The following is a 24,983-nucleotide window of genomic DNA, read 5'->3' as shown; positions in this document are numbered from 1 at the left end:
GTTAATACAACCGATCAAACGCCAGCCATTGCCCAAATACGCCGTTTTCCACCCACGCCCGTGCGGCGGCGATGTCGGGGGCGAAGTAACGGTCTTCGTCGTAGTGCGGCACTTCGCGGCGCACTATTTCCAGCACTTCAACCAACAGCGGCGAGGTTTTCAGCGGCGCGTGCAGGTCTACGCCCTGGGCGGCACCGAGCAGTTCGATGGCGACCACGGCGCTGCTGTTGCCGGCCATGTCGAGCAGACGGCGGGCGGCGAAGGTGGCCATGGACACGTGGTCTTCCTGGTTTGCCGACGTCGGCAAGCTGTCGATGGAGGCCGGATGGCCGAGGGTTTTGTTCTCGGAGGCCAACGCTGCGGCGGTCACCTGGGCGATCATGAAGCCCGAGTTCAGGCCGCCTTCACGCACCAGAAATGCCGGCAGGCCGGACATCGCCGGGTCCACCAGTTGCGCGATGCGTCGTTCCGACAGGGCGCCGATTTCGGCAATCGCCAGGGCCAGCACGTCGGAGGCCATGGCCACCGGTTCGGCGTGGAAGTTGCCGCCCGACAGCACGTCGCCATCGGCGCTAAATACCAGCGGGTTGTCGGAAACGGCGTTGGCCTCACGCAGGAAAATGTTCGCGGCAAAGCGCAGGTGATCCAGGCAGGCGCCCATCACTTGTGGCTGGCAACGCAGGGAGTAGGGATCTTGCACGCGGGTGCAGTCGGCATGGGATTCGCGAATCTCGCTGGTGCTGCCCAGCAGCTCCCGGTAGAACGCCGCCACATCAATTTGCCCGGCCTGACCGCGCACCGCTTGAATGCGTGGGTCGAACGGCACGGCTGAGCCTTTCAACGCCTCAACGCTCAAGCTTCCGGCCACGACGGCGGCGCTGAACAGTTTTTCCGTCGCGAACAAACCGCGCAGCGCCAGCGCCGTGGACACCTGCGTGCCGTTGATCAGCGCCAGGCCTTCCTTCGGTCCGAGCACCATCGGCGTCAGGCCGGCAATGGCCAGGCCTTCAACGGCGTCCATTTCACGGCCGTTGTGACGAACGCGGCCGATGCCGATCAGCACGGCGGACATATGCGCCAACGGCGCCAGGTCGCCGGAAGCGCCGACCGAGCCTTGCGAGGGAATGCACGGATACACCTGGGCGTTGTACAGCGCGGCGAGGGCTTGGATCACTTCCCAGCGAATGCCGGAAAAGCCGCGCGCCAGCGAGCCCACTTTCAGCGCCATGATCAGCCCGACGCTTGCGTCATCCAGCAGCGGGCCGGTGCCGGTGCAGTGCGACAGCAGCAGGTTGCGCTGCAATTTGGCCAGCGATTCAGTCGGGATCGAGGTGCGCGCCAACAGGCCAAAGCCGGTGTTGATGCCGTAAACCGTGCGCTTGTTGTCGATGATTTCCAGCACCGTGCGGTTGCTGGTGTCGACCACTGCTTTGGCGGCCGGATCGAGTTCGACAGGGCATTGCTGCTGATAAATAGCGCGTAGCTGTTCGAGGGAAAGTTGGCCGGGCTGAAGCAGCAGTGGATTCGACATGGAAGACGTCCTGGAAAAATGCCGGTGAAAGGATGACGAGCACCTATATACACTTGTATATACAGGTTAGGCAAATGGCGAGTCAAAGTCTCTTGCTTAAAGCTTTCCCACAGCAAACGCAGCAAGTTGCGCTTGAAATCACAGACGTTTCTGATCGCCACGGCGCGTTCGGGCTTTGGCGCCACGCTCGCGCCCAGCGCTACGCAGCGGCTATAATCCCCGGCTTTATCAGGCGACCCTCGGTTTGCCGTCCGACTTTTCGCGCAGGCATTGGTCCTGCGTCGTTGCAAGAGGTTTCCCGTGGCATTGACGATTCTCGGCCTTTCCGGCGCCCTCAGTCATGATCCTTCCGCTGCGCTCTATATCGACGGCAAGTTGATCGCGGCCGCCGAAGAAGAGCGCTTCGTGCGCGACAAGCACGCCAAGAACCGCATGCCCTACGAATCGGCCAAGTTCTGCCTGGAACAGGCTGGCATCAAACCGTCGGACGTCGATGTGGTCGCCATTCCGTTCGCGCCTATCAGCATTTTCGGCAAAGCGCGCTGGCACTACGCCAAGCGCTACTGGTACGCGCCGGACCGCTCGCTCGACGCCATCCTGATGGGCAATCGTCGCTACAAGCGCTACCGCAACAAGATCGTCTGGTGCCTCGAGCAACTGGGCTTCGACCCGAAAAAAGTCAAAATCGAGCCGGTCGAGCATCACCTGGCCCACGCTTCCAGCGCCTACCACTGCTCGGGCTTCACCGAGAAAACCGCGATCATGGGCATCGACGGCAAAGGTGAGTACGCCACCACCTTTTTCGGCTATGGCGAGAACGGCAAGATCCACAAGATCAAAGAGTTCTTCGACCCGGATTCCCTCGGCGGCCTGTACGGCGCGATCACCGAGTTCCTCGGCTTTGAAATGCTCGACGGCGAGTTCAAGGTCATGGGCATGGCGCCGTATGGCGACGCCAGCAAATACGATTTCTCGCGCCTGGCCAAATTCGAAAACGGCGAGCTGATCATCAACACCGAGTACGCCAACGTCATTGGCCTGCGTCGCTATAAAGAGAACGGCAAGGGCTTTTACTTCTCGCCCAAGCTGATCGAGTGGCTGGGACCGAAACGCGAAGGCGATATTGCCGACGATCCATACATTCATTACGCCGCCAGCATGCAAGCGCTGTTCGAAAAGCTCGCGCTGCAAATGATGGATTACTACCTGGGCGACATCCTCAAGGAAACCGGCAAAATTGCCTTCGCCGGCGGCTGCGCGCTGAACGTCAAACTCAACCAGCGCATCATTGCCCGCCCGGAAGTCAAAGAGCTGTTCGTGCAGCCGGCCTCCGGTGATGCCGGCACCGCCGTTGGCGCCGCCGCGTACATCTCGCACAAGCGCGGTGTGCCAGTGGAGAAGATGGAACACGTTTACCTCGGCCCTTCGTATTCCAACGAAGACGTGATTGCCGCCTGCGCGCGCCACGTGAGCAAGCCGAAGTGGAAGCAAATCGACAACATGCCGCAGCGCATCGCCGAAATCATGGTTGCCGGCAACCCGGTGGCCTGGTTCCAGGGCCGCATGGAGTTTGGTCCGCGTGCCCTCGGCGGTCGCTCGATCATTGGTTGCCCAAGCATTGCCGGCGTGGCCAACCGCATCAACGAACAAATCAAGTTCCGCGAGCGCTGGCGCCCCTTCTGCCCGTCGATGCTCGACACCGTCGGCCCGCAGATGATCAAGGTCGATCACCCAGCACCGTTCATGACCTTCACCTTTGAAGTGGCTGAAGAGTGGAAAACCCGTGTGCCGGAAGTGGTGCACGAAGACGGCACCTCCCGTGCCCAGGTGCTCAAGCGCGAATACAACCCGCGCTACTACGACATGATGAAGGCCCTGGAAGGCCTGACCGGCAACGGCGTGTCGCTGAACACTTCGCTGAACCGTCGTGGCGAGCCGATGATCTGCTCGCCTACCGACGCGCTGAACATGTTCTTCGGTTCGGATCTGCAGTACCTGATCATGGAAGACATTTTGGTGATCAAGGAAGGCGCGGACGGGTATGACACGCTCAACTGAGCTGCGCGTTCTGCAGTTCTGCCATGGTTATGACGGGCCGTTCCTGGACTGCGCCCGTCAGTACGCCAGCCTTTTCGATGGCACGCCCTACAAGGTCACCACCGTCTACCTGACCGGTGAACCGAGCGCCGCCGTGGAGGCGGGGTCGGGGTCGGACGAAGTGATTTTTCTCGGCTACCACAGCGCCGAGGTGCGCGGCCTGAAGTTGGCGGCCATTCGCGACATCAAACGCATCACCCGCGAACGCCAGTTCGCGTTTTGCATCGCCCACCGCTTCAAACCGGTGTACGTCGCCTTGCTCGGCAGCAACTTGCCGGTGATCGGCGTGCACCACGCCTTTGGCGATTATCGTCGGCGCTCGCGCTTTATGTTCGCCAACTGGTTTAAGCGCCGCCTGAGCTTGCTCGGGGTGTTCTGACGCCGTGCGCGATGACCTGCGCGAAAGCCTGCCAGGCTGGCCGGCTGAGCGCATTGAAACCCTGTACAACCGCGTAGACCCGGCCGCCATTCAAGCCGAGCTGCTCAGCCGCGAGCAGGCCCGTGAAGCGTTGGGCCTGGCGAGCGATGCGTGGATTGTCGGCAACGTCGGCCGTCTGCACCCGGACAAAGACCAAACCACGTTGCTTCGCGGTTTTGCTGAAGCCTTGCCAAACCTGCCGGCCAACAGCCTGTTGGTGATCATGGGCAGCGGCAAGCTCGAGGCTCCGCTCAAGGCGCTGGCGCAGCATCTGGGCGTGGCCGAGCAGGTGCGTTTTCTCGGCCAGGTGGCCCACGGTCGCCGCTATTTTCGCGCCTTCGATGTGTTTGCTTTGAGCTCCGATCACGAGCCGTTCGGCATGGTTTTGCTGGAAGCCATGGCCGCCGACGTGCCGGTTATTTGCACCGACTGCGGCGGCGGTGCGGAAGTGGTGGCCGGTGTCGGGCTGTTGTTTGCGCTGGGCGACGCTGCCGAGTTGGCGCGCCAGCTGCAACGCCAGGCGGGGGAAGCTGAGCGCCTGCCTGAATGCCGTGCGCGCATGGCCATGCGGTTGCGCGAGCGCTTCACCGATGAAGCCGTACGGGTGCGCTTTTTGGGCCTTGCCAATGATGGCCGGGAAACGATGATTTCTCGCCCCACCGAAACCCTTTGGGCTGACCGCGCACGCGCGCTGGACCGTTACCGCTGGCAGTTGCTGCGCGAGCGCTACGGCGTAGTCGGTAGCGCGTTACGGTTCGCTCGCGAGGCGCTGGCCGACCTGCGCTTCGGCTGGCGTGCCAGGCGTTGTCTGGCCGCGCAACACGCCGCCGAGCCGTGTGACTTCTTGCTGTTGCAGTCGGCCCCCAAAGTGATCGCCTTTGCCCGCAAAAAAGCCTTTATCCAGGCCATGCGCGAGCGCGGTCATTCGTTGATCGAAACGGCGTTGCAGAGCCCACGAATGATGTGCCGCGAGCGCTTGCTCAACGCGCCGCCGCAACCGCTGCCACTGCGCTATTTCGGTTACGCCGCCTACGCGCAATGGCTGGTCAATCACCATCAGCCAGCGGTGCTGCTCAACGACCGCAACGGCAGCCTGTATTCGCCTTTTCTGCGTTTGGCCATGAACACGCGCGGCCGGCCGCTGGTGCAGTTGGCCCATGCCTCAACGGTGGAAAGCTCACGCCGCCTGGGCATGAACGACTACGACTATTACCTGCTATTCGGCCGCAGTTCGCTGGAAGCGCTGCTGGCGCGGACGTTGCGCTTTGGCGACTCGACCGCCGTGTTGGCCGGCTCGCACATGATCGACAGCGCGTATGACTTACCGTTTGCCGACCCGCAACAAAAGCGTCTGCTGGTGCTCGGCGTTGGGCCGGACAAAGAGAAAGAGCCCGGCTATCAGCGCACCTATGCCTTGCTCCGCGATTGGGCTGCTGCCAACCCGAACTGGCAGGTGTTGATCAAGCGCCACCCGCGCAGCCAGGCCGGTTATTGGCGGCCCGTGGCCGATGAGTTGCCCAACGTGCAACTGCTCGCCGCCGAATGCTCATTGGCCGAGGCGCTGGGCCAGGCGTCGGTGGTGGTTAACATCATGTCCAATGCGGTGATTGAGGCTGGCTTGGCCGGTCGCCTGGTGCTGTACGCCAACCTCAGCGAGGATGGCGACATTTTCGCCCAGGAGCGCTTTTTCGGATCGCGGATCGAAACGCCGGCCGCGCTCCAGCAGCGCCTGGAGCAGATCGTCGGTGCTTACGACGAACAGGTGAAAGTGGCTCGCGCCTTCGCGCTGTTTCATCTGTCTCATGGCTCGCAAGGCTTGGCGCAGAACGTGCGTGTCCTCGAGTGCTTGCTGCGCGATCAGCCCCTACCCGACGACATCGAGCACGCCCCTTTGAATGGCACGGATCGACCATGACCCAGTTTCTTTTTTTCTCCCTGGCCAAACACCAAAGCATTTATTTCCAGCGCCTGCTCAACGAGACGGAGCTGGAGGGCAAGGTCGTGGTGCCGGGGCAAATGCCGTGGCCGCGTCCTTGGCAGTTGCCGGCCATTATTTCGCGTATCGACTGGGCGCATCTGGTGGAGGAAAAATGCCAGGAGCGGCGGGTCAAAAATAAATACGAAGGCTCGTTTTATCGCGCCTTGCTGCGCCTGGAATTAGCCTGGATCGCCCTGCGCGCCAACGCCTTGCTCAAGCGCGAAAAGCCGAAGAATCTGGTGATGTGGAACGGCTCGCACCGTTACTGCCAATTGCTGCTGGCGCTGAAGCCAGCCACCTGTGGCACCTTCTTCTTCGAAAATGGCTTATTGCCCGACACCACCACGCTGGATGCCAAAGGCGTGAACTTCCGCAACTCCGTGCCGCGCGATCAGGCGTTCTATCTCAACTACCCCGAGCCCGAGGCAGCCGACGGTGAGGACGAGGTGACGCTGATTCCACGCAAGCCGCGCGTGAGCGACCTGGTGCCTATCGAGCTGCCGCCGCGTTACGTGTTCATTCCCTTCCAGGACGACCGCGACACGCAAGTGCGCCTGTTTTCCCCGTGGGTTGGCAACATGCGTGAGCTGTTTGCTTTGGGCGAAAGGCTGGCAGCGCAAACCGGCATGACCGTGGTGTTCAAGGAACACCCGTCGAGCCGCGAGGTGTATCCCGATCTGCACCAACGCACCCATGAACGCCTGTTGTTTGCCAACGGCAATGCCACTCAGCAGTTGATCGAGCAAAGCCAGTTCGTAATCACGCTGAACTCGACGGTGGGGCTGGAGAGTTTGTTATTGGGCAAGCCGGTGCTCACCCTCGGTCAGGCATTTTTCAATATTCCCGGCGTGGTCATGCACGCCGACTCCGCCGACGAACTGGTGGCGGCGGCCACAAGCTTCCCGGATTGGCCGCTGGATGAACGCGTGAAACGCAACTTCCTGCGCTACCTGGCGCATGACTATTGCATTAAAGGCAGCTGGCAAAACGCCGACGCTGCGCAGTTGAAACGAGTGGCACAGCGCATGTTGAACAAGGGTTGATGGATGAAAGGTATTGCAGTACTGCGCAAGGTTTCGTTGCCGAGTTGGGCATGTCTGGGGTTAACGGCGCTGCTGTGCTTCGCCTGGTTTCTCCCCACTAAGCACTACCATCAGGCAATCATTGCGCTGTTGTGGCTGCCGGTCATTCCGGCACTGTTTCGCGCCGATTTTCGCGCCGCACTGAAGCAACCTGAGCTGGCATTGTTCGGCTTGTTCATGGCGTGGACCTGGCTGGTGCTGGCCATTAAAGGCAGCGATGACCTGATCGGCGATTACAAGGTCACCCTTTACGTGACGTTATCGCTGCTGGGCATCGTACTGGCCTCACAAGCACGCATCCGCATCGAGACGTGGCTGTTCGGCGCAGCCCTGTTCGGCGGCGTGCTGTCACTGGCCTCGGTAGCGCATTTCCTTTTTGAACCCGCCGCCTTTTGGGCGTGTGGTTGCCTTGGGCGTTTGGAATACCGCGATCATGGCGGCTCATGCCGTGGGCGCTCTGGCACTGCTCGCCTATTTCCTGCGCCCAACGCAACGCTTGCCGATGTGGCAGTTGGGCCTGCTGGCCGTGGCAGCGCTGGGCTATGTCGCGTTTCTGGTCATCAACCAGACGCGTGGCGTCTGGCTCGCCTTGGTAATGACCTTTGTTGTGATGGTGGTGGCACTGCGTTCTCGCCGCGGTTACGCGCTCATTGCACTTGGCGTCATTACGATTGCCGTTGTCGCTGTGATCTGCCCGGATGTGCTCACTCAGCGTGGCGCCTCGGCGCGTCCGACGTTGTGGGCTGGCGGTCTGAACCTGATGCTGGGCAATGGGGTGTTGGGCTACGGCTTCAACGAATACGGCATTTTTGTGCCCGAGCTGAACCGCACCTTCAAGCACCCGCACAACTTGTTCCTGAATATCGGCGCGCGTGAAGGTGTCATCGGCTTGGCGTTGTACCTGACGTTGTGGGCCAGCGTGGCCTGGCGCGCCTGGCGCCACCGCGCCGAGCCGCTCGGGCAGGCGCTGCTGGCGATCTGGGTGTTTGCGACGGTGTCGCTGATGACCGATGGCATCGGCGTGTGGCTCAAGCCCAATGCCGATTGGTTGGTCACCTGGCTGCCGATTGGCCTGAGTCTGGTGCTGGCCAGCCGAAAGTTGGGCGAACCTAAATCAGTCTGAACCCCGCGCTGTCACGTTTATCGAAAATCATAGGGAGTGGTGTCGATTCTCGACGCCTCCATGAAAAGAGGGACGCCTTGGATGGGCGAGTTTTACCTTTCGAATAAATCGGTGCCGTTCGAATCATTCGACGCGTGTCGCAACAGCCGCTCTGGTCCGGTATTTATCGTGGCGTCCGGGCCGTCCACTAAAAATTTCCCGCTGGAGCAATACGGCCAGTACCCGATGATGGCGTTGAACGGCTCGATCTGCCGTTTCACCTCTGTCGGCATGGCGCCGGATTATTACCTGTGTGACGACAGCAGCTTCGTTCGCAACCGTCTGCCATTGATGCTGCAAGCGGTCGAGCATGCTCGCCACTTGGTGCTTTCCCCGCGCGTGATTGAAACCCTGCTGGGCACCGTGCCGGACGCCTTGGAAGGGCGCTCGGTGTTTCGTTTCGAGCGCGCAGGGCGCTGCGACGAGGCGCACCGGCATTTGAGCCCACGGCAATTCGCGCGGGCGATGCGCCACGACGACGACATCGAGTGCAACTATTCCTGGTTCCGGCAAAAGCCGAACCGCATCGGGTTCAGTCGCAATCTACAGAAAGGCTACTTCAACGGCCGCACCGTGCCCTATGCGGGCATCCAACTGGCCTATCACTTGGGGTTTACACAGGTGCTGCTGGTGGGCGTGGACTTGAACACCAAGGCCGGCCGCTTCTATGAGGACGGCGAAAAAGCGGTGCCCAGTCGCTTGGATGGCGACTTCGATGACTACATTCTGCCGAGCTTTCAGCTACTGGCTGAGCGTGTGATCAAGCCGCAATTTCAGGTGTACAACCTGTCGGCGCAAAGCCGGCTGCCGGAGCGCCTGATTCCCAAGCTGCAGCGCGATCAGCTCGACGCGCTGCTGGCCCGCGCGTAAGCCGCAAGCAAATCGTCCCACGGAAAACCCTCGACCTTGCGCCGCTGTAAATAGCCGCGCAAGTGTTCGAAGTTTCGCCGCACCAGGCGCTTATTCAGCGGCGCGCGCTTGAAGCGCAAGTCGAGGAAATCAATCAGGCCGAAGTCGCCATCAGGCGTGAGCAAGATGTTGCCCAGGTGCAGCGAGCGGAAGTAAATGCCACGCTGATGCAGGCGATAGATGTAAGCCGCCAACTGCGGAAGCAGTTTGATAAACCGGGGTTTGTCGTGGCGGAACAGGCCGTCGAGCGGCTCGCCTGGCAGGGGCTCATAGAGGCAAGCGCTGACCGCTTTTTCGCGGTCAATCCACACGCTTTCATTAATGGTCGGGGTGGCGATGCCGGCCTGTTGCAAGCGTTGCGCATTGCGGCTGAAACGTTGTGCCGAGGGCAGCAAGCGGGCCAGAAGCGGCGTGCGGCGACTGCGCATGATCTTGAGCAAGCGGCCGTCCGCCAAGCGCACCACCTTCGGCCCAAAACTGTCTTTTTTCCAGAAGCTCGCCGTGGTCGAGCCAATCTTGCAATTCGTTCGCTGCTACAATCCGCATCTTTTCTCTCAAGCCAGTCGTATGAGGCGTGCCGAATGGCCAAAACCAGTGAGCAATCCAGTCTGAAAGTCTATTTGAGACTGCTCAAGTATGTGCTGCCGTATTGGGGTGCTTTTGCGATCAGTATTGTCGGTTTCGTGATTTTCGCGTCCAGCCAACCGTTGCTGGCCGACATGCTCAAACACTTTATCCGCGCCCTGGAAGGCACCAACGACACCAAGTTTCTCGGCGTTTCAATGGTCCTTGGCGTGCCGTTGTTGATTGTACTCATTGCCGTCTATCAGGGCATAGGCTCATTTCTGGGCAACTACTACCTTGCAAAAGTCTCCCGCGGCTTGGTCCACGACCTGCGGGTGGCGCTGTTCAACAGTCTGCTGACGCTGCCCAACCGGTACTTTGATAACCACAATTCCGGCCACCTGATTTCCCGTATTACCTACAACGTGACCATGGTCACCGGGGCCGCCACCGATGCTATCAAGGTGGTGATTCGTGAAGGCCTGACCGTGGTGTTTCTGTTCGGTTATCTGGTTTACAGCAACTGGAAACTGACCTCGGTGCTGCTGTGCATCCTGCCGGTTATTGCGGTGCTGGTAACGACCGCCAGTAAGAAGTTTCGCAGCCAAAGTAAGAAGATCCAGGTGGCGATGGGCGACGTCACCCACGTGGCCTCGGAGACCATTCAGGGCTATCGCGTGGTGCGCAGCTTCGGCGGCGAAACCTACGAGAAAACCCGTTTCCGCGAAGCCAGCGAAGACAACATGAACCGCAGCCTGGGCATGACGCGCACCCAGTCGATCTACACGCCCAGCCTGCAACTGGTCATTTATATCGGCATGGCCGTGCTGATGTACCTGGTGCTGTACTTCCGGGGTGATGCCTCGCCCGCCGAACTGGTGGCCTACATCACCGCCGCCGGCCTGCTGCCCAAGCCGATCCGCCAACTGTCAGAAGTCAGCGCCACCATTCAGAAAGGTCTGGCCGGCGCGGAAAGCATCTTCGAGCAGCTCGATGAAGAGCCGGAAGTGGACACCGGCACCGTGGAGCTGGAACGCGCCACAGGCCTGCTGGAAGTGCGCAATCTGAGCTTCCAATACCCTGGCACCGAGCGTGAGGTACTGAGCAACATTTCCTTCGTCGCCAAGCCTGGGCAAATGGTCGCCCTGGTGGGCCGCTCGGGCAGCGGCAAGTCGACGCTGGCCAATTTGATTCCGCGTTTCTATCACCACAACCAGGGCGAAATTTTGCTCGATGGTCTGGAAATCGAAACCTTCAAGCTGACCAACCTGCGCCGTCATATCGCGCTGGTGACCCAGCACGTCACCCTGTTCAACGACACCGTTACCAACAACATTGCCTATGGCGATTTGGCCGGCGCGCCGTTCGATGCCGTGCGCCAGTCGGCTGAAGATGCGTATGCGGCCGAGTTCATCGAGAAGATGCCGCAAGGCTACGACACCTTGGTTGGCGAGAACGGCGTGCTGCTGTCTGGTGGCCAACGTCAGCGTCTGGCCATTGCCCGTGCGCTGCTGAAAAACGCGCCACTGCTGATTCTCGACGAGGCCACCTCGGCGCTGGATACCGAATCCGAACGCCATATTCAGGGCGCCCTCGACAAGGTTATGCAGGGCCGTACCACGCTGGTGATTGCCCACCGTCTGAGCACCATTGAAAAGGCCGATCTGATTCTGGTCATGGACCAAGGCGAGATCGTCGAGCGCGGCAGCCACGACGAGTTGTTGGCCCTGAACGGCTACTACTCGCGCTTGCACGCCAAGCAGTTCAAAGACGGCGACGAAGCCGAAGCCGAGCTGCTTCCCGGCATGATCGGTCGCGTGTGGCGGGGCTGGCGTGAACGTGGCTGGACCCTGATCGAAGCCGACGCTTACGCCGCCGCCTGGAACCGCTTCGGCGGCAGCGTGGCCACTCATCCGCAGGTCATCGAGCGCCTCGCCGGCCTGGCGGGGCTTCCCGTGCGCTACCTCGGTTGGTTCGCCGGCGCTGAACTGGTCGCCGCCGTGCCGTGCTGGGGTCGCCACTTGGCCTTGTCCAAAGACGTGCTCAAGGCCAAGGGCAAACGCGGGCTGTTCGATCTGGGCAATGCCGAGATCATTCTGCCGGTGGCGCCCGATGTTCAGGTGCCGGTGCGCCAGCGCATGCGCTATGTCTCGGAGCTGAACAGCGGCCGGATCGACACGCTCAAGCCGCAACCTGAAGGCTTGGCGCTGGCCCGCGCCCCCGAGGATTATTCGAAAAATTCCGCTACAACCAGCGCCGCGAGCAGCGCTTGCTGGAAGAGGCGGGCGGGGTGATTCGGCCGATGCTCGATCTGACGCCCGCTGAACAGGCGAGCATTTATGCCGACCTGTTCCAGCGCCGCTGGGGCTTCGAGGCGACCGGCAAGGCGCATCTGGCCGAGGTGTTCGCCCTGTTGCGTGAATTCATGACCGGCTCGCTGATTTACCTCAACGACCTGCCGGTAGCGATTCAAGTGCTGTATCAGGTGCAGGCGCCGAACTGGGTGAGCCTTGAGTACATAAACGGTGGTGTCGACCCGCAGAACCGCGAGTTCAGCCCCGGCAGCGTGCTCAGCTTCGTCAACACCCAAGACGCCTGGGCCGCCGCCCGCGCATTAAATAAACCGCTGCGCTATTCCTTCGGCCGCGCCGACCGCGAATACAAAGACCGCTGGTGCCATAGCGTGCCGGTGTTTCAGGTATAGAGCCCCAGGTTTTCCCATGAGCACACGCAAGCAGCAGCTTCTCAAACAGCATCGGCGTAACAAGCGCCTGTTCCTCGCCGTCGCCCTGGTTGTGTTGGCGCTGCTGGGGCTGATTGTCGCCTGGTGGCTGGTGCCGCTGCTGCTGGTGCTGGGCTGGATTGGGCATGAGGCCTGGTTCGCCGACCATTTGTTCTACTCCCCTAAAGACGACTACCTGTACCGCTTCCCCGCCGGCACGCCACGTTTTGCTGTGACGCTGGCCGACGGCACGGTGCACTTGCGCGATGCGGTGGTTGAAGGCGATACGCTGATTTTGTCGGTACGGGTGCGCGCCACCTTGCTCGGCCGCTTGCTGGATCCGCACGTTCTGGTGGGCGATGACCGACAGGACTTCGAGCGCGGCGTGGCGGGGCGGCGCTACCTCAATGTGTCCGGGCAGGCCGCCGCCTTGGCGCAAGGACAGCTGACCATCAAGGGCCGCTTCTGCCGCCTGGCATCGGCTGGCGAACTGTTCTGCCTGAGCAATCCGGACTACGCCGAAGAGCCGGTGATGATTCTGGCTCCCCATGCCGACGACGCCGAGCTGGCCGCCTTCGGCCTCTACAGCCGCAGCAAAAACGTCAGCATAGTGACCCTGACTCAGGGCGAAATCGAAGCCGAACGCTTCCAGCAGATGGGCTTGCCCCGCGCCGAGGCCGCCTCGCTCAAGGGCCGCTTGCGCGCCTGGGACAGCCTGACCGTGCCGCTGTGGGGCGGCGTGCCCGCCAGCCATTGTCTGCAGCTGGGTTATTACTGCCTGCAGTTGCCGGCCATGGCCGCCGAACCGGACAAGGCGTTTGGCTCGCGCGAGTCGGGCGAAAGCGATGGCGCAGCGTGCGGCGGCTTAATCCGCTGCGCTTGCCGAGTGACGGCGATGGCGTGCCGAGCTGGAATAATTTGCTCGCCGATCTGGTGTTTGCCCTGGAGCATTTCCGCCCAAGCGTTGTGGTTACCCCGCACCCGGAATTGGATCCGCACGCCGACCACGTCGCCACCACCGAGGCCCTGCGTCAGGCTATCGCCCGTAGCACCTGGAAACCGCACACCTTGTTGTTCTACGCCAACCACCTGCACGACAACGACCGTTGGCCCATGGGCCCGGCGGGCAACGGCATTGCTTTGCCGCCCGCCATCGACGCGTTGCCGGCGGACCTGCTGTGGAGCCCGGTATTGGGTGCGGCCACGCAGATCGACAAAGCCATGGCCCTGGGCATGCAGCACGATTTGCAAGGGCGGCCGCCGCTGAAAAAGCGCCTGCGCCGCGTTATTCAACAGTTCCTCGCCGGGCGCCGCTGGCCGGCCACCGGTGAGGATGAGTTCTTTCGCAAAGCGGTCCGACGGCACGAGCTGTTCTGGGTCCGCCGTTTACCTGATTGAGGCGCAGCGCCCGGCCGCTTGAGGCTGGGCGCGTACCTCGCTGTGCTATATTTTTTGCCGCGTTTAAGCGTCCCCGGAGAGTCCATGAAGTTGTCCATGCCCCGTTTTGATCAGGCCTCAGTTTTAGTGGTCGGTGATGTCATGCTCGACCGCTACTGGCACGGCGGCACCTCGCGGATTTCCCCGGAAGCGCCGGTTCCCGTGGTGCGCGTTGACCAGATTGAAGACCGTCCCGGTGGCGCCGCCAACGTTGCGCTGAACATCGCCGCCCTGGGCGCGCCGGCTCGTCTGGTGGGCGTGACCGGCGAAGACGAAGCCGCCGTCAGCCTTGCCGACAGCCTGCAGGCCGCTGGCGTGAGCGCCCAGTTCCAACGTATTGCCGGCCAGCCGACCATCGTCAAACTGCGGGTCATGAGCCGTCATCAGCAACTGCTGCGCATGGACTTCGAAGAACCGTTCAGAACCGACACCGTGGCGCTCACCGCCTCGGTCGAAAGCCAGCTCAACGGCATCAAAGTGCTGGTGCTATCGGACTACGGCAAAGGCGCGCTGAAGAACCACCAGGAGCTGATCCAGGCCGCCCGCGCACGCAACATTCCGGTGCTGGCCGACCCCAAGGGCAAAGACTTCGCCATCTACCGTGGCGCCAGCCTGATCACCCCGAATCTCAGCGAATTTGAAACCATCGTCGGCCGCTGCGCCGACGAAGCCGAGCTGGTCGCCAAGGGCGCCGAGCTGATGCGCGAACTGGAATTGGGCGCCTTGCTGGTGACCCGTGGCGAGCACGGCATGACCCTGCTGCGTCCCGATCATGCAGCCCTGCATCTGCCAGCCCGTGCCCGTGAAGTGTTTGATGTGACCGGCGCAGGGGACACCGTGATTTCCACCCTGGCCGCCTCCATTGCTGCCGGTGAGGAACTGCCGCAAGCCGTGGCGTTGGCCAACCTGGCGGCCGGCATCGTGGTCGGCAAGCTCGGCACCGCCGCCATCAGCGCGCCGGAACTGCGCCGCGCCGTGCAGCGTGAAGAAGGCTCCGAGCGCGGCGTGTTGACCTTGGATCAACTGCTGACCAGCATCGACGACGCCCGCGCCCATGGCGAAAAAATTGTCTTCACCAACGGCTGCTTCGACATTCTTCACGCCGGCCACGTGACCTACCTGGAACAGGCTCGCGCGCAAGGTGATCGGCTGGTGTTGGCGGTCAACGACGACGCGTCGGTTAGCCGCCTGAAAGGCCCGGGTCGGCCGATCAATTCGGTCGACCGCCGCATGGCCGTGCTCGCCGGTCTCGGCGCCGTGGATTGGGTGGTGTGCTTCAGCGAAGACACCCCGGAAAACCTGCTGCGTGCGGTTAAACCGGACGTGTTGGTGAAAGGCGGCGACTACGGCGTTGAGCAGGTTGTCGGTGCCGATATCGTCAAAGCCTACGGCGGCGAAGTGCGGGTGTTGGGGTTGGTGGAAAACAGCTCCACGACGGCCATCGTTAACAAGATTCGCGAGCGTAAATAACCCGTTGGCCGAGGTGCGCATGGCGCAGCCCACCGAGGGGCCTCCCCCCTACGTCATTCCCGCGAAAGCGGGAATCCAGGCGCGGTGATTGACTGGTTTACTCCGAATCGCTTTTGCGCAGGCGCACCGCATCGCGGCTAAAGCCGCTCCTACAGTAGATCTGCACATCGGCAACGAATCGGTGGTGCCTGGGCAGCTTCAGCCGCAAGGCGCACTGCGTCCTCCCTTTGGCTGACCTGCCAATCACCCCCGGCGTAGCGGTCATAGGCGCGGCGTTTTGACGCGCGCATGCTGCGGGCATCTTCATCCTGGACGGAAAGATGCCCATGAATGCCGATGTACAAGGCCGCGCTCTGGCCCTTCTCAATCGCATGGCGCAGGCCGATTGGCCTGATCGCCTGAACCTGCGCAAACCCTTCGAAAAACTGGTTTACAGCGGCAGCCGCGCCAGCTTTCGCATGGCCGCTGATCGCGCGCAAAAAGGAGGCAGCCGCACGCCGCGCAAGGTCGACCCGGACGCGCTGTTCGATTTGTCCCTTAGCGAAGAGCAGCAAATGCTCGTCGATATGCTCGCCGGTTTTGCCAGCGATGTGCTGCGTCCCGCCGCCCACGACGCCGACGCCAATGCTGCCGTCCCCGCTGAATTGCTCAATCAGGCGCAAGACCTGGGCCTGACGTTTTATGGCGTCAGCGAAGCCCATGGCGGCATGGCCGGCGAGCGCACCACGGTGAGCAATGCCTTGATCGCCGAAGCGTTGGCCAAGGGCGATATGTCGCTGGCCGCCGCGTTGCTGGTGCCGTTGTCAGCCGCCAATTGCATTCGCCGTTGGGGCTCGCCCGAGCAGCAGCAACGCTGGTTGCCGGCGTTTGTGGGCGAGGCCAGTGCGCCGGTGATGGCCATTGCCGTCAACGAGCCCGAAGCGCTGTTCGACCCGCTCAAGCTGGGCACCAAAGCCAAGCGCAAGGGCAAGCATTACACCCTCAGCGGCGAGAAATGCCTGGTGCTGCGTGGGTTGGACGCCAGCCACTTGATCATCGCCGCGCGCGCCGAAAATGGTCCGGCGCTGTTTATCGTCGAGGCCGGCAGCAAAGGGCTGCAACGTTTCCCCGAGCCGGGCATGGGGCTCAAGGCCGGCGCCACGGCGCGGGTCAAACTCAAGGGCGTGAAAGTGCCGGCTGAACAGCGCCTGAACGCCGAGCATTTCAGTTACCAGAGCTTTCTGGACCACGCCGCGCTGGCCTGGTGTGCGCTGGCTGTGGGCACCGGCCAGGCGGCGCTGGACTACGTGACGACGTATTGCAACGAACGCATCGCCTTTGGCGAGCCGATCAGCCATCGCCAGGGCGTGGCGTTTATGGTCGCCGACATCGCCATCGAGCTGGACGCCATGCGCATGTTGGTCTGGCGCGCCTGCGCCCGCTCCGAGCAAGGGTTGGAATTTCACCGCGAGGCGTATCTGGCTCGCCTGTTATGCGCGGAGAAAGCCATGAAGATCGGCACCGACGCGGTGCAGTTGTTGGGCGGCCATGGCTTTACCAAAGAACACCCAGCCGAGCGCTGGTACCGCGACCTGCGCGCCGTGGCCGTAATGGCCGGCGGCCTGCAACTGTGAGCAGGAGTTACGCACATGAACCTGGAAACCCCGAAAAAGTTCTCTGGCCTGGTGCACCAGGCGCACCAAGTGGCGGCTAACTATTTCCGCCCCATTTCGCGTAAATACGACAAGGCCGAACACGCTTACCCGAAAGAACTCGACCTGCTCGCCGCCCTGCTGGACGGCATGAACGCCGGCTCGCCAGACGCCATCGGCGCCACCTCGGCGAGCAAGCGCGGCGCGGCTAAATCGGTGGAAGAGGGCGTGAAAAACGGCGGTAATCTGTCGGCGCTGCTGGGCGTGATGGAGTTGTGCTGGGGCGACGTCGGCTTGCTGCTGGCCATGCCGCGCCAAGGCTTGGGTAACGCTGCCATTGCCGCTGTGGCCAACGACGAACAGTTGCAACGCTTCAACGGTACCTGGGCGGCGATGGCGATCACCGAGCCGAGCTGCGGCTCCGACTCCGCCGCCATTCGCACCACAGCGCGCAAGGAGGGCGACCACTACGTGCTCAACGGCGAAAAAATCTACGTCACCTCCGGCGAGCGGGCTGACTCGGTGGTGGTTTGGGCCACCCTGGACAAAGCCCTGGGCCGCGCGGCGATCAAGTCATTCGTGGTCGAACACGGCACGCCCGGCATGAGCGTGACGCGGCTGGAGAAAAAGCTCGGCATCAAAGCGTCGGACACCGCCTCCATCAGCTTCAACGACTGCCGGGTGCCGGCTGCCAACCTGCTCGGCAATCCGGAAGTGGACGTGCAGAAAGGTTTTGCCGGGGTGATGGAAACCTTCGACAACACGCGGCCGCTGGTGGCCGGCATGGCCATCGGCGTGGCAAAAGCGTCGCTGGACCGCACGCGCGAATTGCTCAAAGACACCTTTCGCTTCGACTACGCCAAGCCCTTGCTTGCCGTCAGCCATGCCGAGGCGACGCTGTACCGCCTGGAAGCCGAGTGGGAAGCCGCGCGGCTGCTCACCTTGAAAGCGGCGTGGATGGCCGATAACAAGCTGCCCAACTCAAAGGAAGCGTCCATCGCCAAAGCCAAGGCCGGACGCGTGGCGAACGAAGTGACGCTTAAATGCGTGGAGCTGGCGGGTGCATTGGGCTATGGCGAGGACGAGCTGCTGGAGAAATGGGCGCGGGATTCGAAGATTCTCGACATCTTCGAAGGCACCCAGCAGATACAACTGCTGATCGTGGCGCGGCGGTTGCTGGGCAAAAGCTCCAGCGAATTGAAGTAGCGCGTTAATCAAAAGCATCGCGGCTAAAGCCGCTCCCACAGGTCGTGCGTTTCTGTGGGAGCGGTTGGGCGGCATTCCGATTAGCCGCGAGCTTTTCAGCTAGCCACCGCTCTCGCCTGGGGCTTTTTTGCGCCCAATCCTTGCTGGGCAACCCAGTCTTTCCAGCGAACCCGTTCTTCTCGCACTAACCACCCTTCCTGCGGGGCAAAGCTTTCGGCGAGGAAAATACCGCGCGTGCTGGCCGGCACCAGCGCGCCTTGCTTGAGGGTAAGCAGCTCCGCGCTCGGTTTGCCCTGGTTCAAGGGAATCAGATAGAGGTCGGGTTTGGTGCGGTCGAGGCGGGCGACCAGTTTGCCGTCTTCCAAACGCTCGTCGACGTGAAACAGGCTGAGCAGACGCGCTTCTTTCGGCAGTTCCAGGCGCAGGTCGTAAACCAGCTGCAACGACGAAGTCGGCACGTGCACATAGGCGCGCGGGCGTTCGATCAGGGTCAGGTTGCCACAACGAATCGGTCGCGCCGCGCCGGATAACGGACTTAGGCTGAAGCTTGTCGATTCGCGGTAACGCAGGGCGCTGTGGTACGGCGTGGGCAGCCAGGTGTCACCGAAACGCCCGCCCAGCCAGCCTTCCGGTGTTTCCAGCAAGCATTCTTCGGCGACTTCCTGAATGGCGGTCAGCAGCGGCAGGTTGAGTTCGTGGGCCGGCACGTAGCCGGAAATCAGCTTGAGCACCACATCGCCACGGTCCAGACGGCGCTGGCGAACCAGTACCCAGTAATCGCGGCCTTGCCAGTTCAGCGTCAGGCGAACAGACACGCCCAAGTTGGCCAGATCGACTTGAAACCGCTCGGCGTTATCCAGCGGCAGGGGCTGGCGGCGATCCAGCACCTGGGAAAAATTCAGCGGTGGGCCAATGCCCTGGTAGCTCAGGCCGGTGGCGCTGGCTTCGACATGCAGCGCCAAGGTTTTGAAATCAGTGGGGGCCTTGCGGACGAGGACCTTCGGCATATCGGCTCCTTCCTGGGGACAGCTACTGCGCATGCTCGCTGATGATTGTTACGGCTCAGCGAATGGCGGTCGTTATTGTTTTAACCCCGCCCGAGAGAGTGGATAACGGACGCGGCTGTAGAGACGTTGTGTGACAGGTGCAGCGGATTGATGGTTCCGACTATCGCGCTGGCAACAGCCGGGTGCGCAAAGGCCAATTCGAAGCTGGCACGCACCGGATCAACGCCCGGTTCCAGACACACATGCCCGCTGGCCAGGGCTTTCTTCAGCAGAATGCCTTTGCCGTGCTGCCAAGCGTAGTCGAGCACCGGGCGTTCGCCCTGCTCATTGAGGTTGTAGGTGACCATCGCGCAGTCGCCTTGCTCCAGCGCCAACAAGCCGCCTTCGACGGTTTTGCCGGAAAAGCCGTACGCGCCGATTTTGCCCTCTGCCTTTAGCGCCGCCAGGGTTTGATACACCTCATGTTGGTGCAGCACGTCGAGGTCGTTGCCGTCGGAATGCACCAGCACCAGGTCGATGCGGTCGGTTTCCAGGCGAGTAAGGCTGCGCTCGACCGACAGTCGGGTGTGGGCGGCGGAGAAATCATGATGCGAAAGGCCGTCGGTAAATTCTTCGCCGACCTTGCTGACAATCACCCATTCATCACGCTGGCCACGCAGCAGCGGCCCCAGCCGCTCTTCACTGCGGCCATAGGCGGGCGCGGTGTCGATCAGGTTGATGCCCAGCTCGCGCGCCAGGCTCAGCAGCAGGCGCGCTTCATGGTCGTCGGGAATCTGAAAACCATTCGGGTATTTCACCCCTTGGTCGCGGCCCAGCTTGACGGTGCCCAGCCCTAGCGGCGACACCCGCAGGCCGGTGCTGCCGAGCGGGCGATGCAGATCGTGCAGGGTTTTCTGGCTCATGGCAGCAGCGTCTCCCAGGCTGTTGGCGCTACGGGTGGGCGTGGCAGTTCGGGCAGGGCCGGGTGATTGCCCGGCTGCACGTTGTCGCGCTTCAGAGCGGCTAACACGCGATCCGCGAAATCCGGGGCCAGCGCCAGTTTGGTGGGCCAGCCAATCAGCAGCCGTTTGCTTTCGGTGAGGAAGGCGTTGTCGGGGCGAACCAGGCCGCTTTGCGCAGGCTCGGCGCGGTCGACGCGCAAGGTGGCCCAATGCGCCTGACTGAAATCGACCCACGGCAGCAGGTTGCTCAGCTCTTTCTGCGCGGCGGCAATTTGCGCCTGGCCGTCGCGGGCAACGCCGTCGGCTTCGGCGAGGTCGCCGCCCAGGTACCACAGCCATTGGCCGTCAGCGGTCGGGTGGCTGGTGACGGTGACGCGGGGCTTGGGGCCGCCGCCCAGGCAATGGGCGTACAGCGGTTTGAGGGTCGGCCCCTTGACCATCACCATGTGCAGCGGCCGGCGCTGCATCAACGGTTGGCTCTGGCCGAGCGCCGTGAGCAATGCGGCATTGCCGGCGCCAGCGCTGAGCACCACGCGCTGGGCACGTATTTCACGCCCGTCGACCGTAAGGCCCGCCAGCTCGCCGTTTTCCAGCAGTGGTTCGATGTGCTCGCCGCTGAGCAAGCTGTCACCCGCCAGTTCGGCCAGGCGCTGGATCAGGCTCGGCACATCCAACACCAGCTCATTGAGGCGGTACACCTTGCCTTTGAATTTGGGGTCTTGCAGGGCGGGCGGCAGGTCGGCGCCTTTGACTTGATCGACGCGCGAACGCACGGCTTTGCTGGCGAAAAAACTGGTCAGGTTGCCGGCCAGGGTGCCGGGAGACCACAGGTAATGCGCGTTGGAAAGCACGCGCGCGCCGCGCAAGTCCAGCTCGCCGCTGCCCTCCAGCGCCTCGCGCCAGCGGCGCGGCATATCGGCGATGGCTTCGGATGCGCCGGTCAGCGCGCCGTGTAACGCGTACTTGGCGCCGCCGTGAATGATGCCCTGCGACTTCACGCTCTGCCCGCCGCCCAGGCTGGCGCTTTCAACCAATAGGGTGGCGAATCTTGCTGGCGCAGGCGCGCATTGAGCCACAGGCCGGCAATGCCGCCGCCAACGATGAGAATGTCAGTACTAAGGGCTTGGGACATGGGAGCTGCCTTCAGAAAAACAGGGCGGCAGTATAACGCTGGGTTTTGAGGGTAGGGGCGGCTTGCTGTTTCTGTAGGAGCGAGCTTGCTCGCGAAGCGCTGCTGGCACGGGGCCCATTCGCCAGCAAGCTCGCTCCTACGAAAAGCGCGCTGGTGTTAGTGGCCAGTCGTGCTGGAAAACAGCTGAATAACCACCACCCCCGCCACGATCATGGCCATGCCCAGCATGGCCGGCACATCCAGCTTCTGGCTGTAAATAATCGCCGCCGCAATGCTCACCAGCACGATGCCCAACCCGGCCCACACTGCGTACGCCACGCCGACCGGAATGCTGCGCACCACCAGCGTCAGCATCCAGAAGGAAATGGCGTAGCCAACGATCACCAGCACCAATGGCAGCGGCTTGTTGAAGCCGTCGATGGCTTTCATTGAGGTGGTGGCGATCACTTCCGAGGCAATGGCGATGCCGAGGTACAGGTAACCGGACATGGCGGCGCTCCCTATATAGGCGACTGTTTCGATGGCGGGATTCTAAGCGCTGTGGCGATGGGATAAAGTCATTAGCTATCTGATTTAGAGATGGGTTGCCGCCATGCAGTGGAACTTCGAGCAGTTACGGTTGTTTGTCAGCGTGGCGGAAAGCCAGTCGTTCTCCGGCGGTTGCCCGGCGTTTGGGGCGCGCGCAGTCGGCGGTGAGCAGCGCTATTGCGCTGTTGGAGGCCGACTTGGGCATGTTGCTGTTCGACCGCAGCAGCGGCCGTCAACCGCGTCTCACCGAGGCCGGACAGGTGCTGCTGGAAGATGCGCGGGAAATCTTGCGCCAGTGCGAGCGCTTGGAAGGTCGCGCCATGGGATTGGTAAAGGGCGAAGAAGCGTGCCTTCGTCTGGCACAAGATGAGGCCATGCCCTACCAACCTGTGCTCGATAGCCTCGAAGCGCTGGCCCGGCAATTTCCGCGCTTGGAAGTGCAGTTATCCAGCGGCGCGCAGGGCGATGTGGCGGGGAAACTGCTGGAGCGGCGCGCTGACCTTGGCTTGCTGTTCCACCACGAAAACATGCCGCGCGCCTTAGAGCGTCAGCGCCTGGGCACGATCGAGATGGTCACCGTGTGCGGCGCCGGGCACGCCCTGGCCAAGGCGCACTACGTTGACCGACATGCGCTGGCGCAACACCGGCAGCTGCTCATGGCGCCGCAGGAACGGCACTACCCGGGCGGCGAGCAGATTAGCCCGGCGGTGTGGCGTACCGACAGCTTTTATTCCATGGCTGAGTTGGTGATGCGTAACTTGGGCTGGGCCTGGTTGCCGCGCCACGTCGCGCAATACCCGACCTATCTCAATCAACTGGTGGAACTGCGCAGCGACTGGACGCCGCCGCCGCTGGTGGTCGAATTGGTTCTGTCGCCGTGATGAAGCCTTGGGGCCCGCCGCCGTGTGGCTGGCCGACTGCTTTGCTGAGCACCTGCAAGCAATCGGCTAAGCGAGGCGCTTCATCTTGATGGTGAACTCAGTAAACTGCGCGGCATGAATAGAACCCTCTACACCGTACTGTTTCACCTGGCCCTGCCGCTGATTGCGCTGCGTCTGTTGCTTCGCGCCCGCAAGGCGCCGGCCTACGGCCAACGCGTCAATGAGCGCTTCGCTATCGGTTTGCCGCCGCTGAAAACCGGCGGCATATGGGTGCACGCCGTGTCGGTGGGCGAGAGCATCGCCGCCGCGCCGATGGTGCGCGCTCTGCGCCAGCGTTATCCGCAGCTGCCGATCACCGTCACCTGCATGACGCCCACGGGCTCGAGCGCATTCAGGCGCTGTTTGCTGGCGACCCGCTGATTCAACATTGCTATCTGCCGTATGACTTGCCGTGGGCGGCGGCGCGTTTTTCGACCGCGCGCAACCGAGGTTGGCGATCATCATGGAAACCGAGCTGTGGCCCAACCACATTCACCAGTGCGCGCGACGGGGCATTCCGGTGGCGCTGGCCAACGGGCGCTTGTCCGAGCGGTCGGCGCGCGGCTACGGGCGTTTCGCCAAGCTGACCGCGCCGATGCTGGCAGAGATGAGCCTGTTGGCCGCGCAAACCGACGCCGAAGCCGAACGCTTTTCGCAGCTTGGGCGCGCGGCCTGAATGCGTAACGGTGACCGGCTCGATCAAGTTCGACCTCAGCATTGACCCCGAACTGCTGCAACGCGCCCACGCGCTGCGCATTGAATGGCAGGCCGAAGGCCGTCCGGTGTGGATCGCCGCCAGCACCCATGCCGGCGAAGACGAAATCGTGCTGGCCGCCCACCAACGCTTGCTCGCCGAGCGCCGCGATGCGCTGCTGATTCTGGTGCCGCGCCACCCAGAACGGCTTCAACAGCGTATTCGAGTTATGTGGCAAGGCCGGCCTGAACACCGTGCGCCGCTCCACCGCCGCGCCGGTCAATGACACCACGCAAGTGCTGCTCGGCGACACCATGGGCGAGCTGCTGTTTCTCTATGCGCTGGCGGATATCGCTCTGGTCGGCGGTAGCCTGGTCGCCAATGGCGGGCATAACCTGCTGGAACCGGCGGCGCTGGGCAAACCGGTATTGAGCGGACCGCATCTATTCAACTTTCTCGATATCGCTGCGCAATTGCGCGATGCCCAAGCCTTGCGCGAAGTGAACGACGCCCAGGCGCTGGCCGAAGCGGTGGGCGAGCTGTGGCAGCAACCGCAGCAAGCCGAGCTGATGAGCGCGGCGGGGCTGGCGGTGATGCAGCGCAACAAGGGCGCGCTTGAGCGGTTGCTTGTCGGCTTGGGTTCGTTGCTGAAGTAAGACGGTGGCCAGGCAATGCACCGCGCTAAAGCCGCTCCTACAGGCTGTGCAACTTGTGGGAGCGGCTTTAGCCGCGATGCTTTTTGATTGTTACGCCGCGCATAAAAAAACCGCCATCTGGGGCGGTTTTTTTCTTCCTAGAAGCGGAACACTTCGGTCTGCTGCCTGACCGGCGCCGCCTTGGGAATTTGCGGGGGTTCCGGCGTTTTGGCCGGTGTGGGCACCGCAGCTGGCTTGCGCGTTTCTTCAGCGATGGGCTGTTCCGACATCGGCTTGATGGCTGTCGCCAACTGCTCGGCCAAGCGCCGCAACACCACGCTCTGCGCCCGAACCTGATCGGCCGAGCCGCCCAGGTGCGGTTCTTCGATATGAATCAGGCGGCTGTCACGCAGTTGGCCGCGACGGTCCAGCAAGCGCCACTGCGCGTCCAACACCGCTGGTTGCAGCGGACCTGAGTCCATGCGGCTGATGGTCAATTCCACTTGCACGTCGGGCACGAACCCGGCACCGCCAGGCGCCATGACCAGACGTTGGGTTTCCAGGCGCGAGGCCAGTTGGCGCAGCAATACCTGATCGATATCCGCGCCCAGCGCTCCGGCCCAGCGGGCTTCGGTGGCGGGCGTCAGGCTGCCGTCTGGTTGGCGTTGCAGCAGGGTGGGTTGTTGCAGGTAGTCGGCGATGGACACCGGCCCCAGCAGCACCGCGACGCCTTTGTTGGCGACGGGCATTTTCGGGTTGCCACTGTCGAGTTGGTACAACGTCACTGGTTGCTGAGCGACGCAGCCGACCATGCTCAACAGGCTGGTCAGTAACAGCAGCGAGGGAATTCGCAACGAAATCATCTCCAGTTCATCCAGGCAGCGGCGCGGGGCCGCTTGCAGTCAAAACACTGGGCCAA

The 24,983-nt window shown here is 62.4% G+C and carries 18 protein-coding genes and 6 pseudogenes; 17 read left to right on the top strand and 7 right to left on the bottom strand.

Annotated elements, in window-relative coordinates:
• Nucleotide 1: 1 nt before the first annotated feature.
• Entirely contained in the window at nucleotides 2-1,531 is a 1,530-nt protein-coding gene (gene hutH, locus ACZZZP_RS20765) for a histidine ammonia-lyase (RefSeq protein WP_463383963.1), read from the bottom strand.
• A 300-nt stretch (nucleotides 1,532-1,831) separates the two neighbouring features.
• On the opposite strand from hutH, the gene ACZZZP_RS20760 reads away from it, so the two are divergent.
• The 6 genes and pseudogenes from ACZZZP_RS20760 to ACZZZP_RS20735 all read left to right on the top strand — a co-directional run bounded on the left by ACZZZP_RS20760 (nucleotide 1,832) and on the right by ACZZZP_RS20735 (nucleotide 9,138).
• Nucleotides 1,832-3,589 (top strand): carbamoyltransferase family protein, encoded by a 1,758-nt coding sequence (locus ACZZZP_RS20760; RefSeq protein ID WP_463383962.1) that lies wholly within the window; start codon nucleotides 1,832-1,834, stop codon nucleotides 3,587-3,589.
• Nucleotides 3,573-4,693 (top strand): annotated as a pseudogene (locus ACZZZP_RS20755) (glycosyltransferase). The gene ACZZZP_RS20760 and the pseudogene ACZZZP_RS20755 overlap by 17 nt, the downstream one beginning before the upstream one ends.
• Nucleotides 4,690-5,961: a capsule biosynthesis protein gene (locus ACZZZP_RS20750; RefSeq protein WP_463536818.1), complete on the top strand. Its 1,272-nt coding sequence runs from the start codon at nucleotides 4,690-4,692 to the stop codon at nucleotides 5,959-5,961. The pseudogene ACZZZP_RS20755 and the gene ACZZZP_RS20750 overlap by 4 nt, the downstream one beginning before the upstream one ends.
• Complete coding sequence (locus ACZZZP_RS20745) at nucleotides 5,958-7,067, top strand: capsular polysaccharide export protein, LipB/KpsS family (RefSeq protein ID WP_463536817.1); 1,110 nt, start codon at nucleotides 5,958-5,960, stop codon at nucleotides 7,065-7,067. Before ACZZZP_RS20750 ends, ACZZZP_RS20745 begins: the two co-directional genes overlap by 4 nt.
• Before the next feature lie 472 nt (nucleotides 7,068-7,539).
• Nucleotides 7,540-8,229, top strand: a complete 690-nt coding sequence (locus tag ACZZZP_RS20740; protein WP_463536816.1) for an O-antigen ligase family protein — start codon at nucleotides 7,540-7,542, stop codon at nucleotides 8,227-8,229.
• Nucleotides 8,230-8,340: 111 nt separating this feature from the next.
• On the top strand, nucleotides 8,341-9,138 hold the full coding sequence (locus ACZZZP_RS20735; protein WP_463536815.1) for a lipopolysaccharide core biosynthesis protein: 798 nt from the start codon (nucleotides 8,341-8,343) through the stop codon (nucleotides 9,136-9,138).
• Here ACZZZP_RS20735 and ACZZZP_RS20730 read toward each other — a convergent pair.
• A complete protein-coding gene (locus tag ACZZZP_RS20730) occupies nucleotides 9,108-9,632 on the bottom strand; it encodes a lipopolysaccharide kinase InaA family protein (protein WP_463536814.1) in 525 nt (174 codons plus the stop codon). The genes ACZZZP_RS20735 and ACZZZP_RS20730 overlap by 31 nt on opposite strands.
• A gap of 126 nt (nucleotides 9,633-9,758) precedes the next feature.
• Here ACZZZP_RS20730 and msbA point away from each other — a divergent pair.
• The 6 genes and pseudogenes from msbA to ACZZZP_RS20700 all read left to right on the top strand — a co-directional run.
• Nucleotides 9,759-11,498 (top strand): annotated as a pseudogene (gene msbA, locus ACZZZP_RS20725) (lipid A export permease/ATP-binding protein MsbA); the annotation flags it as partial.
• Nucleotides 11,499-11,546: 48 nt separating this feature from the next.
• Nucleotides 11,547-12,445 (top strand): annotated as a pseudogene (locus tag ACZZZP_RS20720) (GNAT family N-acetyltransferase).
• A gap of 16 nt (nucleotides 12,446-12,461) precedes the next feature.
• A pseudogene (locus ACZZZP_RS20715) lies at nucleotides 12,462-13,861 on the top strand (PIG-L deacetylase family protein).
• Between the two features lie 84 nt (nucleotides 13,862-13,945).
• A complete protein-coding gene (hldE, locus tag ACZZZP_RS20710) occupies nucleotides 13,946-15,370 on the top strand; it encodes a bifunctional D-glycero-beta-D-manno-heptose-7-phosphate kinase/D-glycero-beta-D-manno-heptose 1-phosphate adenylyltransferase HldE (protein WP_463383954.1) in 1,425 nt (474 codons plus the stop codon).
• A 320-nt stretch (nucleotides 15,371-15,690) separates the two neighbouring features.
• Nucleotides 15,691-16,983, top strand: coding sequence for an acyl-CoA dehydrogenase family protein (locus tag ACZZZP_RS20705; RefSeq protein ID WP_463383953.1), 1,293 nt, complete (start codon nucleotides 15,691-15,693; stop codon nucleotides 16,981-16,983).
• Nucleotides 16,984-16,998: 15 nt separating this feature from the next.
• Nucleotides 16,999-18,207 (top strand): acyl-CoA dehydrogenase family protein, encoded by a 1,209-nt coding sequence (locus tag ACZZZP_RS20700; RefSeq protein WP_463383952.1) that lies wholly within the window; start codon nucleotides 16,999-17,001, stop codon nucleotides 18,205-18,207.
• Nucleotides 18,208-18,302: 95 nt separating this feature from the next.
• Here ACZZZP_RS20700 and ACZZZP_RS20695 read toward each other — a convergent pair whose 3' ends face one another.
• From ACZZZP_RS20695 to ACZZZP_RS20680, 4 genes and pseudogenes are all read right to left on the bottom strand, one after another.
• Nucleotides 18,303-19,214 (bottom strand): metal ABC transporter ATPase, encoded by a 912-nt coding sequence (locus ACZZZP_RS20695; RefSeq protein WP_463536813.1) that lies wholly within the window; start codon nucleotides 19,212-19,214, stop codon nucleotides 18,303-18,305.
• An 80-nt stretch (nucleotides 19,215-19,294) separates the two neighbouring features.
• Entirely contained in the window at nucleotides 19,295-20,116 is an 822-nt protein-coding gene (locus ACZZZP_RS20690; protein WP_463383950.1) for an aldo/keto reductase, read from the bottom strand.
• A pseudogene (locus ACZZZP_RS20685) lies at nucleotides 20,113-21,287 on the bottom strand (NAD(P)/FAD-dependent oxidoreductase). Before ACZZZP_RS20685 ends, ACZZZP_RS20690 begins: the two are co-directional and overlap by 4 nt.
• 156 nt (nucleotides 21,288-21,443) lie before the next feature.
• Nucleotides 21,444-21,776 carry a DMT family transporter gene (locus ACZZZP_RS20680; RefSeq protein ID WP_122493315.1) on the bottom strand — a complete coding sequence of 111 codons (333 nt, stop codon included), beginning with the start codon at nucleotides 21,774-21,776 and terminating at the stop codon, nucleotides 21,444-21,446.
• Nucleotides 21,777-21,879: 103 nt separating this feature from the next.
• Here ACZZZP_RS20680 and ACZZZP_RS20675 point away from each other — a divergent pair.
• The 5 genes and pseudogenes from ACZZZP_RS20675 (at nucleotide 21,880) to ACZZZP_RS20655 (ending at nucleotide 24,085) form a co-directional block, all read left to right on the top strand.
• Nucleotides 21,880-22,766, top strand: a pseudogene (locus ACZZZP_RS20675) (LysR family transcriptional regulator).
• A 44-nt stretch (nucleotides 22,767-22,810) separates the two neighbouring features.
• The gene (locus ACZZZP_RS20670; protein WP_463536812.1) at nucleotides 22,811-23,116 is read left to right on the top strand and encodes a glycosyltransferase N-terminal domain-containing protein; all 306 of its coding nucleotides are present in this window, start codon (nucleotides 22,811-22,813) and stop codon (nucleotides 23,114-23,116) included.
• A gap of 82 nt (nucleotides 23,117-23,198) precedes the next feature.
• Nucleotides 23,199-23,411: a glycosyltransferase N-terminal domain-containing protein gene (locus tag ACZZZP_RS20665; RefSeq protein WP_463536811.1), complete on the top strand. Its 213-nt coding sequence runs from the start codon at nucleotides 23,199-23,201 to the stop codon at nucleotides 23,409-23,411.
• Nucleotides 23,412-23,421: 10 nt separating this feature from the next.
• On the top strand, nucleotides 23,422-23,715 hold the full coding sequence (locus ACZZZP_RS20660; protein ID WP_463536810.1) for a hypothetical protein: 294 nt from the start codon (nucleotides 23,422-23,424) through the stop codon (nucleotides 23,713-23,715).
• Nucleotides 23,684-24,085: a glycosyltransferase gene (locus ACZZZP_RS20655; protein ID WP_463536809.1), complete on the top strand. Its 402-nt coding sequence runs from the start codon at nucleotides 23,684-23,686 to the stop codon at nucleotides 24,083-24,085. Before ACZZZP_RS20660 ends, ACZZZP_RS20655 begins: the two co-directional genes overlap by 32 nt.
• A 137-nt stretch (nucleotides 24,086-24,222) precedes the next feature.
• Here the strand turns inward: ACZZZP_RS20655 and ACZZZP_RS20650 are convergent, their stop codons facing one another.
• A complete protein-coding gene (locus ACZZZP_RS20650) occupies nucleotides 24,223-24,927 on the bottom strand; it encodes an ABC-type transport auxiliary lipoprotein family protein (RefSeq protein ID WP_122493312.1) in 705 nt (234 codons plus the stop codon).
• Nucleotides 24,928-24,983 lie beyond the last annotated feature (56 nt).

The organism is Pseudomonas sp. AC211, assembly GCF_979258055.1.
This window is presented reverse-complemented; position numbering and strand designations above follow the sequence as displayed.